At 65.9% G+C, this 16,074-nt stretch carries 13 protein-coding genes; 8 read left to right on the top strand and 5 right to left on the bottom strand.

Translation table 11 applies throughout. The features are described from left to right. The first annotated feature begins 54 nt into the window (after positions 1–54). Both CP958_RS07905 and CP958_RS07900 read left to right on the top strand, forming a co-directional pair. Positions 55–1,224 (top strand): ATP-binding protein, encoded by a 1,170-nt coding sequence (locus tag CP958_RS07905; RefSeq protein ID WP_096701423.1) that lies wholly within the window; start codon positions 55–57, stop codon positions 1,222–1,224. Continuing rightward, complete coding sequence (locus tag CP958_RS07900) at positions 1,221–1,670, top strand: response regulator (protein ID WP_096701422.1); 450 nt, start codon at positions 1,221–1,223, stop codon at positions 1,668–1,670. Before CP958_RS07905 ends, CP958_RS07900 begins: the two co-directional genes overlap by 4 nt. Positions 1,671–1,819: 149 nt before the next feature. On the opposite strand, the gene CP958_RS07895 is transcribed toward CP958_RS07900, so the two are convergent. Both CP958_RS07895 and CP958_RS07890 read right to left on the bottom strand, forming a co-directional pair. Further along, complete coding sequence (locus tag CP958_RS07895) at positions 1,820–3,130, bottom strand: methyl-accepting chemotaxis protein (RefSeq protein ID WP_242442799.1); 1,311 nt, start codon at positions 3,128–3,130, stop codon at positions 1,820–1,822. Then, positions 3,105–3,629 (bottom strand): PAS domain-containing protein, encoded by a 525-nt coding sequence (locus CP958_RS07890; protein WP_096701421.1) that lies wholly within the window; start codon positions 3,627–3,629, stop codon positions 3,105–3,107. Before CP958_RS07890 ends, CP958_RS07895 begins: the two co-directional genes overlap by 26 nt. Positions 3,630–4,102: 473 nt before the next feature. Between CP958_RS07890 and CP958_RS07885 the strand changes: the two genes are divergently transcribed. From CP958_RS07885 to CP958_RS07865, 5 genes are all read left to right on the top strand, one after another. Further along, on the top strand, positions 4,103–5,665 hold the full coding sequence (locus tag CP958_RS07885) for a GAF domain-containing protein (RefSeq protein WP_242442798.1): 1,563 nt from the start codon (positions 4,103–4,105) through the stop codon (positions 5,663–5,665). Further along, positions 5,662–10,758 carry a response regulator gene (locus CP958_RS07880; protein WP_096701420.1) on the top strand — a complete coding sequence of 1,699 codons (5,097 nt, stop codon included), beginning with the start codon at positions 5,662–5,664 and terminating at the stop codon, positions 10,756–10,758. The genes CP958_RS07885 and CP958_RS07880 overlap by 4 nt, the downstream gene beginning before the upstream one ends. After that, positions 10,755–11,165 (top strand): response regulator, encoded by a 411-nt coding sequence (locus CP958_RS07875; protein WP_096701419.1) that lies wholly within the window; start codon positions 10,755–10,757, stop codon positions 11,163–11,165. Before CP958_RS07880 ends, CP958_RS07875 begins: the two co-directional genes overlap by 4 nt. Beyond that, a complete protein-coding gene (locus CP958_RS07870; RefSeq protein ID WP_096701418.1) occupies positions 11,162–12,307 on the top strand; it encodes a two-component system response regulator in 1,146 nt (381 codons plus the stop codon). The genes CP958_RS07875 and CP958_RS07870 overlap by 4 nt, the downstream gene beginning before the upstream one ends. Positions 12,308–12,556: 249 nt before the next feature. Continuing rightward, positions 12,557–13,789, top strand: coding sequence for an HD domain-containing phosphohydrolase (locus CP958_RS07865; RefSeq protein ID WP_170958889.1), 1,233 nt, complete (start codon positions 12,557–12,559; stop codon positions 13,787–13,789). A 32-nt stretch (positions 13,790–13,821) separates the two neighbouring features. On the opposite strand, the gene CP958_RS07860 is transcribed toward CP958_RS07865, so the two are convergent. The 3 genes from CP958_RS07860 to CP958_RS07850 all read right to left on the bottom strand — a co-directional run bounded on the left by CP958_RS07860 (position 13,822) and on the right by CP958_RS07850 (position 15,588). Next, entirely contained in the window at positions 13,822–14,244 is a 423-nt protein-coding gene (locus tag CP958_RS07860; RefSeq protein WP_170958888.1) for a hypothetical protein, read from the bottom strand. 214 nt (positions 14,245–14,458) lie between these two features. After that, on the bottom strand, positions 14,459–15,259 hold the full coding sequence (locus CP958_RS07855) for an alpha/beta hydrolase (protein ID WP_096701415.1): 801 nt from the start codon (positions 15,257–15,259) through the stop codon (positions 14,459–14,461). Further along, positions 15,256–15,588 carry a hypothetical protein gene (locus CP958_RS07850; RefSeq protein ID WP_096701414.1) on the bottom strand — a complete coding sequence of 111 codons (333 nt, stop codon included), beginning with the start codon at positions 15,586–15,588 and terminating at the stop codon, positions 15,256–15,258. Before CP958_RS07850 ends, CP958_RS07855 begins: the two co-directional genes overlap by 4 nt. Positions 15,589–15,755: 167 nt before the next feature. Between CP958_RS07850 and fliN the strand changes: the two genes are divergently transcribed. Continuing rightward, positions 15,756–16,043, top strand: coding sequence for a flagellar motor switch protein FliN (fliN, locus tag CP958_RS07845; protein WP_008620404.1), 288 nt, complete (start codon positions 15,756–15,758; stop codon positions 16,041–16,043). Positions 16,044–16,074: the final 31 nt, after the last annotated feature.

Raw genomic sequence — 16,074 nt, 5'->3', positions numbered from 1 at the left:
GGGTCCGAGGGTTCGATACGTTCCATCCGTCAGCGCGGCTGAAGAGGGGGGCAGATGTTCAGCGACCTGTTCGATCTCAACGGATTGAATCCCCATGGCTTCTGTTTGTCCTGGCGCCCTGAGCTGTTCTGGTCCCTGGCTTCCTCGGACGCCGTCATCGCCGCGTCGTATCTGTCGATCAGTGCCGCGATCATCGTTTATGTCGTCAAGCGGCGGGACCTCTATCTTCGCTGGGTGGCGGTGGCATTCGCCGTCTTCATCCTGCTGTGCGCCACCAGCCACCTGTCCGACCTTTGGACCCTATGGTTCCCGGATTACGGCCTGCAGGCGGTGGTCAAGGCGATCACCGCCGTGGCTTCGCTCCTTACCGCCATCGTTCTCTGGCCCCTGATTCCCCATGCGCTTTCCGTGCCCAGCGCCGCCCAATTGGCGGCGGCCAACACCGCGCTTGGCCGCGAAATCGACGAGCGCCGCCTGGCGGAAGAGACCCTTCATGCCGCCGAGAAGGAGTTGCGGGCCGCCAATGCCGAACTGGACAGCTTCGCCTATGCCGTCTCTCACGATCTGCGGGCGCCGCTGCGGGCCATGATCGGATTCAGCACGGCCTTGGCCGAGGATTACGGCGAGAAGCTGGACGAGGAAGCCCGGCAGTATATTTCCCAGATCGTCCGTGGCGGCAAGCATATGGGCGAGCTGATCGACGGCCTGCTTCAATTGTCCCGCGCCACACGCGGGGATTTGCAGCGGACGGATGTCGATATTTCCGCCCTGGCGGCCTCCATGCGGGAACAGATGAAGGCCGCCGGAACCGATACGGCCACGACCTGGGAAATCGAGCCGGGACTCACGGTTTGGGGCGATTGCCGACTGATCGAGGCGGTGATGCAGAACCTGTTGGACAATGCGGTGAAATACGCCGCCAAAGCCACCGAGCCGGCCGTTCGTGTCTACGGGCGGTGCGACGCGGCCACCACCACCATCTTCGTGGCCGACAATGGCGTCGGGTTCGACATGGCCCATGCGGAAAAGCTGTTCAAGCCGTTCCAGCGTCTTCATCGCCAGGACGAATTTCCCGGCATCGGCATCGGTCTGTCCACCGTCAGCCGCATCATCCAGCGCCATGGCGGCGCCATTTCAGCCGAGGCCGCCGTCGGCGGGGGAGCCACCTTCCGGTTCTCCCTTCCGCGGTCGGGCTCCCCCCGCCAGGAAGGAGAACCGTCGTGAATAAATCAACGCTGCTTCTGGTCGAGGACAATCCTCAGGATGAGTTGCTGATACTGCGGGCGCTGCACAAGGCCAACGTCGCCAACCAGATCGACGTTGTTCGCGATGGCCAGCAGGCCCTGGACTACCTGTTCGGCGTCGGCGAGTTCTCCCATCGCAGCGATGCCGCGTTGCCGGTGGTGGCCCTGCTGGATATCAATCTGCCGCGCGTGGGCGGTCTCGAAGTGCTGGCGAGGTTGCGGGACGATCCCCGCACCCGATTGCTGCCGGTCGTCATCCTGACCTCTTCCGACGAGGACCGGGATCGTCTGAGGAGCTATGAGCACGGCGCGAACAGCTTCGTGCGTAAGCCGGTGGATTTTCATGCCTTCGCGGAATGCGTTTCCAGGCTGGGCATCTATTGGGTCGCCGTCAATCAGCCGCCTCGGAATGGCGGCGCGGCATAGGCCGCGGCCATCGCTATAGCGTGCTGCCCAAAATGCGCATCACGCTATAGGCTTTATCATTGTCCCTCGCCGGGCGGGCGCATCCGCGCCCTTGGCCGCGCCCTCAACGGGCGCTGGAGCGATATTCAAGGCGCGCCGCTCCAGGCCGTCTACAGCACGGTCTTCAACTCGCCGAGGAAGTCTCCGACCACGGTGCTGAGCTGTTCCGACTGGAGGGACAACTGGTGGGCGGCGCTCAGCACGTCGCCGGCGGCCTGTCCGGTCTGGTCGGCCCCTTCCGAAAGCTTGTGAACATTGCCGCTGACCTGGGTGGCGCCGGCCGAGGCGCGTTCCACGTTGCGGGCGATCTCGCGGGTGGCGGCGCTTTGCTGGTCCACCGACGCCGCGATGGCGGTGGTATAGCGGTTGATGTCGGTGATGGTGCCGGCGATGGAACGGATCGCCTCGGCGGTTCCGGTGGCCGCCGACTGGACGGCGGCGATCTGTTCGGCGATCTCGCTGGTGGCCCTGGCGGTCTGGGTCGCCAGGGTCTTGACCTCGCTGGCGACCACGGCGAAGCCTTTTCCGGCCTCGCCGGCGCGGGCCGCCTCGATGGTGGCGTTCAAGGCCAGCAGGTTGGTCTGCGACGCGATGTCGTTGATCAGGTTCACCACCTCGCCGATCTTGTTGGAGGATTCCGCCAGGCTTTCCACCATGGCGTTGGTCCGGGCGGCCTGATCCATGGCGGCGCCGGCGATGGAGGTGGATTGCTCCACCTGCCGGCTGATCTCGTTGATGGCGGCCGACAGTTCCTCGGCGGCGGCGGCCACGGTCTCCACATTGGTCGAGGCCTCCTCGGCGGCGGCGGCGACGGTGGTGGCGGTGCCGCTGGTGTCGGCGGCGGTCTGCTCCATGCCCTGGGCGGTGGCCTGCAGTTCCGTGGCGGCGGCGGCGGTCAGACGGACCACCGAGCCCACCGTATCCTCGAAATGCCGGGTGACGGTGGCGAAATCGCCGACCTTGCGCTCGATGGCGCTGGTGGCGGCGTTGATGGCGCGGGCGCCGTGCAGGAAATGGCCCATCATGCCCCGCTCGACGATCCGGCGGTGGTACTGCCCCCGGGCCACGTGCTCCATGGAGGCCGACGCCTCGCGCACGAAACTGTCGGAGCGGTCGATCAGCTCGTTGACGGAATGCAGCAGTTCGCCGACCCGTCCTCCTTCGCGGATACCCACCAGCCGGGCTTCGAAATCACCCCGCGCCACCGCCTGAACGGTCTTGACCGCGCTGTCGAGGGCGCGCCGCAGCCGCAGGATGTACCGCATGGCGGCCAGCGAGACCGCCAGCCCGGCCAATGCGACCGCCATGGTCGCGGGCGAGGGGCTTCCGCCGGCGGCCTCCGCCACCGGGATCAGGACGAACAGGACCGCCGTGGCCGCAGCCGCCAGCCGCACTCTATAGAGAGAAGATGAACTGATCATAGCGGACGCCCTTCTCCTCGAGGTATCCCCGCAACAGGTCGCCGGAGGCCTGCAGCCCCTCCTTGGGGCCGGTGGCCTGCTGCTCGCAATCGGTCAGACGGCGATAGAGGGGGATGATGATGCCTTCCAGCGGCTCTCTGTCGGGGACCCGCCGGTTGGAGTGGTAGCCGACGATCCGGTGATCCGCGTCGAAGCTGGGCGTCACATGGGCCAGGACCCAGTAGTGATGTCCCTGCTTGGTGCGGTTGACCACGTAGGCGAAGATCTCCCGGCCGTCCTGCAGCGCTTCCCACAGCATCTTGAAGATGCATCGCGGCATCTGCGGATGGCGGATCAGGTTGTGGGGTTGGCCGATCACCTCCGCCTCGTCGAAGCCGCTCACCGTGAGGAAGGTGCGGTTGGCGTAGGTGATGATGCCCTTGAGGTTGGTCTTGCTGACAATGACATCGTTCTCGTTGAAGAACGTTTCGACGCCGGTAAGGCGCTCGCCGTGCCGCATGGGATGTTCCTCCCTTTCATAAGCACAGTTGAATTATGCCTTTTCCCTACCTGTTGTGGGCTGCGCGTTGGTATTGCTCGAAAACATCAGCCTTTCGGTTGAATTAGGGTGCGGACCCGACATCTCCGCATGTTGCGAAAGATGACGGAGCTTGTCGCAAGGTGAGCGGACATCTTGTGGGTATTGGCTCGATGGGTGCCACATATGGTGGCAGTGGATGGCAAGGCTCGGCCCAACCAAGGATTAGGTATTAATCCCATACTGAAGGTATGGCATATGGCGTGTGCCTCTACCGAAGGAGCGAAATTCGAGCCCCTCCGCCCCGTGCGGCGTGGGTCTGGCCGGGGCGGCGCCTTTCGGCGGCAAACCATCGGGGTGGTCGGCTAAAAGGAATTTTCGTTTCGCGGTTGCTGGTCTATCCTGCTTTGGTTTAGGGAGATTCCCCTGGTCCTAAGAGGTTTGGGGTAGACCGGATGGGACGCTTGGTGGCACTGCTGATCAAAAGCCCCGGTCTGGGGTGGCTGTTGGCCTTGCTCGTCGCGCTGTCGGGTGGTGGGCTGGCCGGGTGGCTGACCCTTTCCATCCGCCACGAGGAGCGCCTGGACCGGCTGCTGATCGAGGCCGAGCGGCGCGGCGTGGAAATCATGTCGCAGACCCTGAACGGCAACGTCATGGGCGCGCTGTCCCTGCTCGGCGCGGTGGCCCAGGACATCAAGTTCGACGCCCGTGGCGAGGTCCCTCCCAATCTTCCCCGCATCGCCGGCCTGCTGGAGGATGTCGCCCGGTCCCATGATGCGCAGGGCGTGTTCGTGGTGGGCGGCGACGGTGTCGTCCATTCGTCCTGGGACAGCAGCGGGCGGCCGTCCACCGGGCTTAACGTGACTTTCCGGCCATACTACCAGATGGCCATGAAGGGGCAGAGCAACGTCTATGCCGCCGTCAGTCTGGCGCGCGGCGACCGGGCGCTGTACTTCACCGCCCCGGTACGCGCCACGGCCCAGCGGAGCAGCGATCCCATCGGCGCGGTGGTGGCCCGCACCGGGCTGGAACGGGTCGACAGCCTGTTGACGGAACGCGGCGGCATCGCCCTGCTGCTGTCGCCCCAGGGCGTGGTGTTCGCCGGCAGCCGGCCGGAATGGGTCGGGCATCTGGCCGGCCGGGCCACCTTCGAGCGCCTGACCTCGATCCGTGCCCTCAAGCAGTTCGGTGCCATGTTCGAGAAGGCCGACCCGCCGGTGCTGCCGTTCTCCGTCACGCCCGGCATCGTATCCATCGGCGGGCGGCTTCATGCCCTGGCGGTTGCCCAGGTGCAGTGGAACGATCCCTACGGCGACTGGTCGGTGGTGCTGGCCGATGATCTGTCCAGCAGTTCGGCCACCCGCGACGGTGTGGCGGCGGGGCTGACCACCGGCCTCGCCCTGCTGGTGATCGTCGGGCTGCTGCTCAAGCTGGTGCGCGGCCAGCATTCCCAAAGCCTGGCCACCCGGCGCATCGAGCAATACGCCCGCGAGCAGGCGGCCAGCGCCGAGCGCAAGAACCGACGGGCCGAGGCGGCCATGAAGCTGCAGCGGGCCAGGGGCGTCGCCGATCTGGCCCGCATCTTCCTGGCCGAGGCCCACGACATCCTGGGGGCGCTGCAGGGCGCGGTCTACGTGTTCGAGGCGGACGGCGCATCCGCCATGGGGCTGGCGGCGTCCTATGCCGCGCCTCCCGGTATTGCCGGTGAATTGGCTCCGGGGGCGGGCCTGCTGGGGCAGTGCGTCCTCGACCGCCACGGCCGTGTGCTGGCCGGCGAGGAGGTGGAAACATGGTCCATCCGCTCCGGCCTCGGCAACACCGCGCCGGCCGGGGTGCTGATGGAGCCGCTGATGCTCGACGACACGCCGCTGGGCGCCGTCGAGATCGCCGTTCTCCGGCCGCCGTCGTCCGGTGATGTCGTGCAATTCCGGGAGCTGGCCTCGCTGCTGGCCCTCAACCTCGAAATCCAGCGCCGCCAGCTGAGCGCCGCGCCGGTCCCCAGTGAGGCAACGCCATGAACCGTCTGCTCAACGCCTTGGAGCGCCTGACGCTGAGGACCAAGCTGCTGACCGGATTTGCCATCCTGCTGCTGCTGACGGTCTTTCTCGGGCTGGGCGGCCTGCACAACCAGAGCGTCCTCAATACCGGCTTCCAGCGGCTGTACGAAGACGAACTGAAGGGTATTTCCGGCCTGAAGGATGCGCGGATCGAGCTGGCCAAGATGGGGCGTGCGCTGCGCCAGGCCATCCTGGCTCCCGACGCCGCCGAGCGCGAGCGGGCGATGTCCCTGCTGGCGGAGGCCGAAGCCGGCCTGCGCCGCGAGATCGAGGAGGCCCGGCCCCACGTTTTCCGCGAGGAGAACAAGCGTAACCTCACCCGCTTCGACGAGCAGTTCAGAAGCTACAAGGCCAATGTGGACCAGGGTATGGCCCTGCTCCGCAAGAACACCGCCGAGGCCGCCGCCTTCGTCTCGACCCCCGACTTCCAGCGTGCCGCCGCCGCCGCCGACCTCGCCCTGGCCGCGGTGGCCGATCACAAGGAGGAGCGGGCCCGTATCGAGGCCGCCGCCGCCGCCCAGGCGGCCGAGAGCGGGATCGTGCTCACCGTCGCCCTGCTGGCCGGTACGGTGGCCGCCAGCCTGCTGGTCGGCTTCGTGCTCAGCCTGTCCATCCGCCGCCCCATCGACCGGCTCCGCGGCGTGGTGGAGCAATTGGCCACCGGCACGCTGGATCTGGAGGTTCCTGGCACCGCCCTGCCCAACGAGGTGGGCGCCCTGGCCCGCGCCATCGACGTGCTGCGCGCCGATTCCCGCCAGATGGAGGAGCAGCGCTGGATCAAGACCCATCTGGCCGCCATTTCCGCCGAGCTGCAGAGCACCGCCAACCCCGCCGAACTGGTCCGCCAGCTATTCTCCATGCTGGCCCCGCTGCTCAAGCTGGGGCAGGCGGCCTTCTATCTGCTGGACGAGAGCGGAGCGCGGCTGATGCTGCTGGGCGGCTATGCCCACCGCGAGCGCAAGAGCCTGGAACAGGGCTTCGCCATCGGCGAGGGGCTGGTCGGCCAATGCGCCCTGGAGCGCACTCCCATCATCATCACCCAGCCGCCGCCCGACTATATCCGCATGGGCGGAGCCACAGGCGACATGGCCCCCAAATCCATCGCGGTGCTTCCGGTGCTGCGCGGCGACAGGCTGCTGGCGGTGGTGGAATTCGCCGCCATCGAGGGCTTCGGCCCCCGTGATCAGGCCCTGCTCGACGGCATCATGCCGGTCCTGGCCATGAGCCTGGAGATCATCGAGCGTACCAACAAGACCCAGCAATTGCTGGCCGAGACCCAGGTTCAGGCCGCCACCCTGGCCGCCTCGGAGCGGCAGCTCGCCGCCCGCAAGCAGGAGCTGGAGGCCATCAACGACCAGTTGGCCGAGGCCGAGGAGCGCTCGCGCCTGCTCCTGGGGTCGGTGGACGAGGGGATCTGCGGTCTCAATCCCGACGGCTCCGTCTCCTTCGTCAATCCGGCCGGAGCCCGGATGCTGGGCTTCGAGGTGGAGGATCTGGTGGGCAAGGCCATGCATGCCCTGGTCCACCACACCTATCCCGACGGCAGAGACTTCCCCCGCGAATGCTGCCCGATGTTCCTCACCAGCCGGGACGGCCGGCCGCGAAGCGTGGACGACGAGGTGCTGTGGCGCAAGGACGGGACCAGCTTTCCCGTGGAATACGGCACCACGCCGGTGGTCAAGGACGGCCGGGTGGTGGGCACCGTGGTCTCGTTCCGCGACATCACCGAGCGCAAGGCCGCCGCCGAGGCCCTGGCCGCCGAGCGGGAGCGGCTGCAGAACATCCTGGACCGCAGTCCCATCAGCATCGCCATCACCACCAACGGGACCATCCGCTTCGCCAATCCCATCGTGAACGAGAAGTTCGGCTTCCACGTGGGCGACAGGGCACCCGACGTCTACGTCCGCCAGGAGGATCGCGACGCCTTGCTCGCCACCCTGAAACGGGATGGCATCGTGACCAACCGGGAAGTCCAGATGTGGAGCATCGACAAGACGCCGCTGGACATGCTGGTCACCTACATACCGATCACCTATATGGGTGAAGCCGGCGTCCTGGCCTGGCTGCTGGACATCAGCGACCGCAAGGGGGCGGAGAACGCCATTCGCGATCAGGCCATGTTCCAGCAGGCCATGGTCGACACCATCCCCTATCCTCTGTTCTACAAGGGGCCGGATGCCCGCTTCCTGGGCGTCAACCGCGCCTACGAGCAGACTTTCGCCGTCGGCCGCGAGGTTCTGCTGGGCAAAGCGGTCCTCGACCTCGACTACCTGCCGGAAGCCGACCGCGTCGCCTATCAGGCCGAGGACGAGGCGGTCATCGCCAACGCCTCGGCGGTGCAAAAGGAGATGCCCATCCCCTTCGCCGACGGCAAGGTTCACGACACGCTCTATTACGTCTCGGGCTTTCGCAAGGCGGACGGCTCGCCCGGCGGGCTGGTGGGGACCTTCGTCGACATCACCGAGCGCAAGCAGGCCGCCGAGAACCTGAGGCACGCCAAGGATCTGGCCGAGGCGGCCTCCCAGGCCAAGGCCGATTTCCTGGCCAATATGAGCCACGAAATCCGTACTCCCATGAACGCCATCATCGGCATGAGCCATCTGGCCCTGAAGACCGAGCTCAATCCGCGCCAGAAGGATTATGTCCGCAAGATCCAGCAATCGGGCCAGCACCTGCTGGGCATCATCAACGACATCCTCGATTTTTCGAAGATCGAGGCCGGCAAGCTGGCGGTGGAGAACACCGAGGTCCATCTGGACAAGGTGCTGGACAACGTCGCCAACCTGATCACCGACAAAGCCTCGGCCAAGGGGCTGGAACTGGTGTTCGACGTGGCTCCCGACGTGCCCAACGACATGGTGGGCGACCCGTTGCGCCTGGGGCAGATCCTCATCAACTACGCCAACAACGCGGTGAAGTTCACGGAAGACGGCGAAATCACCATCCGGGTCCGTCTGGGCCAGGACTTAGGGGGAGAGGTGGTGCTGCGGTTCGAGGTCAGGGACACCGGCATCGGCCTGACCGAGGAACAGAGGGGGCGCCTGTTCCAGAGCTTCCAGCAGGCGGATTCCTCCACCACCCGCAAGTACGGCGGTACCGGCCTGGGGCTGGCCATCTCCAAGAAGCTGGCGGAGCTGATGGGGGGCGGCGTCGGCGTCGAATCCGAGCCGGGCAAGGGCTCGACCTTCTGGTTCACCGCCACGCTGGGCAAGGGCAAGCCGCGCCGCAAGCTGCTGCCCAAGCCCGATCTGCGCGGCCGGCGCATGCTGGTGGTGGACGACAACGAGAATGCCCGCGCCGTGCTGGTCGACATGCTGGTCTCCATGTCGTTCAAGGTGGACGACGTGGAATCCGGTGCGATGGCGGTGGAGGCGGTGCGCCGCAGCGTGGGCGGCGATCCCTACGAGATCGTCTTCCTCGACTGGCAGATGCCCGGCATGGACGGCATCGAGACGGCCTATGCCATCAAGGGCCTCGGCCTTGCCACGACCCCCCACATGATCATGGTGACCGCCCATGGCCGCGAGGAGGTCATGAAAGGGGCGGAGAATGCCGGTATCGAGGAGGTGTTGATCAAGCCGGTCAATCCCTCGCTGCTGTTCGATTCCGCCATGCGTTCCCTGGGGGCGGTGCAGGAGGAGGAACCCGGCGACGAGCGGGGCGCGGAGGTGTCCGATATCGATCTGTCCGGCCTCAAGGGTCTCAGGGTCCTGCTGGTCGAGGACAACGACTTCAACCAGCAGGTGGCCACCGAATTGCTGGCCGATGGCGGCGTGGTGGTGGAGATCGCCGAGAACGGCCAGATCGCCGTGGACAAGGTCAAGGTGGCCCCCTACGACATCGTGCTGATGGACATGCAGATGCCGGTGATGGACGGCGTGGCCGCGACGCGTGAAATCCGCAGGCTGGGCCTGTCCACCCTGCCCATCATAGCCATGACCGCCAACGCCATGCAGGCCGACAAGGAACGCTGCCTGGAGGCGGGCATGAACGACCACCTGGCCAAGCCCATCGATCCCGATGAGATGTTCGCCACCCTGTTGAAGTGGCATCGGGCCGCGCCGGTCCCGGCCGTCGCTTCGGCGGCTCCGGCTTCCGTCGCGGCCGTCGCGGCGGAGATTCCCACCGATATTCCCGGCCTGGATACCGCCGACGGGCTGAAGCGGGTGCGGGGCAAGCGGCCGCTTTATCTCGAGATGCTGCGCAAGTTCGCCGCCGGGCAGAAGGGGGCGGTGGACGCGATCCGCACCGCCCTGGCCGCTGGTGATGCCGCCACCGCCGAACGTCTCGCCCATACCTTGAAGAGCATCGCCGGCAATGTGGGCGCTTGCGGGCTGCAGACCCAGGCCGCAAGCGCCGAGGCCGCGATCAAGGCCGGTGGCGACGCCAAGGCCGAACTTGCGGCGCTGGAGCCGCCGCTGCTGGAGATGACCGGCCGGGTGGAGCGGGCGATGGCGCCCCGGGCCGAGGCCGCCGATCCCGTCGTGGGTGATGCCGGGGCGGTGATCGGGCAATTGCGTGCCCTGCTGGCCGACAGCGATGCCGAGGCCGAGGAACTGGTGGTCGCCAACCTCGCCCTGCTGCGCTCGGCTCTCGGCGACCGGGCCGACCGCATTGCCCGCCATGTGGGAGATTTCGACTTCGACAAGGCGCTGGCCCTGCTGGATGACAAGCCCGCCGAGGCGCCGGCCCCGGCCTTGCCGGAGATCGACCCCGACGTGTTCGACTTCCAGCGCATGGGGCCGATCTATAAGTGGGACATGGCGCGGCTTGGCCCCATCCTGGCCGCCTTCCTCGACGATGCCGGGGCCAAGGTGGCCCGTATCGAGACGGAGGCCGACCTGGCCGCCCTGCGCGAGGTCGCCCACGGCCTCAAGGGAACCGCCAACACGGCCGGCGCCATGCGGCTCGGCCGTCTGGCCGCCGATTTGGAGAATGTCGCCAAGGCCGGCAACGGCGAGGCGGTCGCCATGCTGGTGCCGCTGCTGCCCGCCACCCTGGCCGAACTGCGCGACGCCCTCGCTTCCATTCTTGCCGACAAAGGTGCCCCATGAACGAAACGGAACTGCGCCGGATCAAGGTGCTGCTGGTCGACGACGAACCCTTCATCCGGCTGACCCTTCGCCAGATCCTCATGCAGATCGGCATTCCGCCGTCCAACCTTTACGACGCGGGCGACGTCAAGGCCGCCATCTCCGAGACCCTGCGCGTCCGCCCCAGCGTGGTGCTGTGCGACATCCACATGCCGGGCGAGGATGGTTTCGCCTATGTGGCGACCCTGCAGAAGGCTCCCATTCCCGAGGTGGCCTCCACTCCGGTGGTGATGCTGACCTCGGATTCGGGGGAGGAGGCGGTGTTGACGGCCAAGGGCCTCAGGGTTTCCGGCTATTTGGTCAAGCCGGTGTCCATCGCCGCCGTCAAGAAATCCGTCGAGCGCGCCCTGAAGGTGACCCTGCCATGAGCGAGGACAGCCGCCCGACCATTCTGGTGGTCGACGACACGCCCGACAATCTGAAGCTGATGAGCGGCCTGCTCAAGGACCGCTACCGGGTCAAGATCGCCAACAACGGCGAGAAGGCCCTGTCCATCACCGGCTCGGAGGCCCCGCCCGACCTGATCCTGCTGGACATCATGATGCCCGGCATGGACGGGCACGAGGTCTGCCGCCGCCTGAAGGCCGAGCGGACCACCCGCGACATCCCGGTGATCTTCCTTACCGCCATGAGCGGCAGCGAGGACGAGGAGGCCGGGCTGAAGATGGGGGCGGTGGATTACGTCACCAAGCCCATCACCCCGGCGGTGATCCTGGCCCGGGTCGAGACCCACCTGAAGCTCAAGGCCAGTTCCGACTTCCTGCGCGACAAGGCCGATTATCTGGCGGCCGAGGTGGCGCGCCGCACCCGCGAGCTGGCCGCCATCCAGGACGTCACCATCCTCGCCATGGCTTCGCTGGCCGAGACGCGGGATTCCGATACCGGCAACCACATCCGCCGCACCCAGTTCTATGTCCGTGCCCTGGCCGAGAAGCTGAAGGACCATCCCCGCTTTTCCGCCGCCCTCGATGATGGCGTCATCGACATGCTGTTCAAGTCGGCGCCGCTGCACGATATCGGCAAGGTGGGCATTCCCGACCGTATCCTGCTCAAGCCCGGCCGCTTCGAGCCCGCCGAGTTCGAGATCATGAAGACCCACACCACGCTGGGCCGCGACGCCATCGAACATGCCGAACGGTCGCTGGGCACCCCGGTGGAGTTCCTGGCCATGGCCAAGGAGATCGCCTACGGCCACCAGGAGAAGTGGGACGGCAGCGGCTATCCCCAGGGCATCGGCGGCGACGATATTCCGGTCTCCGCCCGCCTGATGGCGGTGGCCGATGTCTACGACGCTCTGATCAGCCGCCGGGTCTACAAGGAAGGCATGCCTCACGAAAAGGCGGTGGAGATCATCCGGGAAGGGGCCGGCAGCCACTTCGATCCCGACATCGTCGACGCCTTCCTGGCGCTTCAGGACGAGTTCAGGGCCATCGCCGGCCGCTTCGCCGATTCCGACCGGGATATGGATCAGAAGAAGCAGTATCTGGACCAGGCCGGCGCCAAGGGCTGACTTCGGCGTGCGTCGCCATAAAGCTGACGCACTATAGGGCGTCTTCACAGGAGACGCGGCGTCCGGGCATCGGCTATATTTCAGGACTGGGTGGCCGAGGCATCTTGGGTCTACCCGCAAATATCAAGGTATATCTTTTATTTCAAGGAATTAACCGCCATGGGTGGCGGGCTTTCGGCGCTTGCGGTCTCTCGTTTAAGTGGAGTTGCCATAGTGAATGTCCATCGTCAGGACTCCATTTCCGATGGAATGCACATCGATCTCGGCCGCGTCGCCCATACGGTCACCAAGGCGCTCGACTACGTGGGCATCGACGACCAGAGCCATGGCCGCCGTGTCGGCCTGATGACCCACCGTGTCGCCCATGAGTTGGGATGGGATCGCGAGATGCGGCATTTCGCCCTGATCGCCGGCATGATCCATGATTGCGGGGTATCCTCGACGGCGGCCCACCAGAAGCTGGTCGACGAGATCGAGTGGAAGGGGGCGGGGGAGCACTGCCTGCGCGGCGGCGACTTCCTCGACGGCTTCCCGCCCTTTGCCCAATATGCTGGGGCGGTCCGTTTCCATCATACCAGATGGAATGAACTGCCGGACTGGCTGGACGAGAGCACCGGGCGTGTCGCTAACCTGATTTTCCTGACCGACCGCCTGGACGTGGTGCGCTCCGCCTATCTCTCCACCCACCATGCCTACGAGGTGCTGCGCCACCGCGACCAGATCGTCGCCAAGCTGGCCCCGCTGTCGGGAAGCCTGTTCGCTCCCGACCTGTTCGACGCCCTGAATCAGGCGATCCTCAGGGACAGTTTCTGGCTCGAGACCGAGGACGAATTCCTCGATTCTGCCATCTTCGAGACCCTGTCCTTCTGGGATCACTCCATGATCCTCGGATTCGACGACCTCTTGGCCCTGGGCGAGATGATTTCCCAGATCGTCGACGCCAAGAGTCCGTTCACCCATGACCACAGCCTGCGGGTCGCCGATCTGACCTATGCCGTGACCAACATGCTGGGCTTCTCGCCGCGTCGCCGGCAGATGCTGCGTCTGGCCGCCCTGCTGCACGACATCGGCAAGCTTCGCACGCCGGATGAAATCCTGGAAAAGCCGGGGGCCCTGACCGAGACCGAGCGGGACATCATGTTGCGCCATCCCATGGACAGCAAGATGGTCCTGGCGGCGCTGTTTCCCGGAACGCCCATCGGCCGCTGGGCCTCCAACCACCACGAAAAGCTCAACGGCACCGGCTATCCGTTCGGCTGGAGCGGCGATCAGATCGATGAGGAAACCCGCGTCCTCACCATCTGCGACATCTTCCAGGCTTTATGCCAGAAACGTCCCTATCGCGGGCGGCTCCGCGCCGACGAGGTGGTGGCGATCATGCGGAAAATGGTCGAGGCCGGGGAAATCGATCCCACCATCTTCCGCATCGTCGCGGCCAATCAGGACGAACTCTACAAGACGGCGACCCGCGAGGGGCGATAGCGCGACCGTGGTTCCGGCGATGGGGGAATGGCTCAGTACAGATAGTTCATCACGCTGCCGGGCTTGACCGAGCCGGGCGAGGTGATGCGGATATTCTGCTCGTAGGTGCCGACGCCGCGCAGGACGTCGTTGAGGAAAATCCGGGACGAGGTCGGGTCGCTGCCGTCCTCGGAGGTGTCGGTGCCATATTCGAATATGCGCAACGAGGTCTGCGGCGCGAAGCCGCCCCGCCCGTCGCGCTGACGGCGGCTGCCGTCGGGATTGATTCCATTTTCCTGCTGGAACCGGAGGAGGGATTCCTCGTTGAGGCCCATGTGCTGGGCGTAGTCGAGGCGCTCCACATCGGGCCGGGTCGAGGAGGCGACATTGCGCCCGCCAGTGCCGACACGGGCCGTCGCCGCCGCCACACTGGACGCCGCCGCCGCCGATCCGACCTGTTTGGTGCTCAATGCCATGATTGGGGAGCCTAGATACACAAAACCTAGATTAATCCAACGTTAAGCATACCCCCCTGGGGGTCCGAAGGGAAGCGCTAACATAACTCGGCAATGAGTCGCCGCCGGTCCTCGGGTGAATCGCCCATGGAAGAAGGAGATAGGGACGCGGCAACCTGGATTATTCCCAAAGGACAGGTTCGGATGAATAATCGGCGAATACCTTGATTGTATTTCAGAAGCCTTTGGTATCCAGCCAGGACAACGTCCGCTCCGCCGTCGGCTGCCACCAGCAATCATCGAGCATCAGCCCATGGGGCGCGCCGGCCAGCATGGACAGGTCGGCGTCGAAATAGGTGGCGGTCTCCATCAGGGCGGCGGTGGGGACCAGCACGTCGCGGTCGCCGCCCATCACCAGGATATCGGGGCGCCGCCGGCCCAAGGGCAGGCGGGGCCGCTCGGGGTTGAGCAGCTCGACGCAGATGCGGTGGGATTCCTTCTGCAGCCGGGGCAGCAGATGGGCCAGGGTGTCGGCCGGCGTGGCATCCGAGAAGAAGGCGCGACGGATGACCTCGCCCTTCACCACCGACGGCCCCAGGGCCTGCAGCAACCCGAACTGCAGGCAGACGTCGGGCGAGAACAGCGACAGATGCAGCGCCGACGACATCAGGCCCGATGGCGGCACGCTGGCCATCAGCACGGCGGCGCGGACGCGCTCGTCCCCGGCCAGGCAGTGCTGGACCAGCAGACCGCCCATGGAATGGCCGACCAGGATCACCTCGCCGCCCACATGCTCCATGGCCGAATGGATATCGGTGATGTAATCGGCCAGGGACGCATAGTTGAAGCCGCCCTCGCTCTCGCCGTGGCCGCGCAGCGATACGGCGTGGGACGACCAGCCCCGGCGGGCGAAGAACGGCATGAAGCGTTCGGCCCACACCCAGGCGCCGCAATAGGAGCCGTGGACGAACAATAGCGACGGCCGCCCGGTCGCGGGACCTTCGGGCGGATGGCAGTGCAGCAGTTCCAGTTTCACTTGAGGCCGATCGACTTTTTCAGCCGGGCGAGGAGGCCCGGCTTGGGGGTAGGCGTCTTTTTCGGGGTCGGCTTGCGGGCGACAAGGGCGCCGCCGGCCGGCTTGGCCTTGGGGGCGGGCCGGCAATGGGGATTGGTGTAGGAAAAGAACAGGCGGAACTCGCCATCGGCGGCCACCTTGTAATAAGCCACCTTCTTGATGGTGGGGTCGAGCTTGCAGCGTCGTTTGGCGTCGATCTCGGCAGTCTCGCGATCGTCGATGTCGGAATAATCCAGCTTGCCCTGCTTGAGCTCCTGGCCTTCGCGGCAGGAATAGATTTCCGTGCTCATGCGCCCTTCCTCTGCCCGGCCGGATCATAGCGAGGTGGAGGGCAAAATCGCAACCGTCTCCAATATGCAAGCGCCCTGCAAAATCCGGTTAACCGGATGTTCGGAAATGCCGGGTATGCTATATATTGTGAAGGCCCGCGTGTTCTGGGCCAAAAGGATGAAACAACATGGCCGACAGCGACGACGCGATCAACGCAGCCCTGGGTCTGGGAGAGAACCGCGAGGCGGTCTACGACGTCTCGGTGGAACTGTCGGCGGTGCTGGGGACCGCCAACCTGCCCATCGCCCAATTGCTGAAGCTGGGCCGCGGCGCCGTGGTGGAACTGGACCGCAAGGTCAACGACCCCGTCGATCTTTACGTCAACCGCAAGAAGGTCTGCCGCGCCGAAGTGGTGGTGGTCGAGGACCATCTGGCGGTGACCATCACCGAGGTGCTGAAGCGCGCCGCCGATTGACGGCACGCCCCTCCCTGGTAGTCTGGGCCCC

This window comes from Magnetospirillum sp. 15-1 (assembly GCF_900184795.1).
In the GTDB taxonomy this organism is placed as follows: Bacteria; Pseudomonadota; Alphaproteobacteria; order Rhodospirillales; family Magnetospirillaceae; genus Phaeospirillum.
The sequence above is the reverse complement of the archived record's forward strand: the minus strand, read 5'-3'. Positions and strand labels throughout refer to the sequence as shown.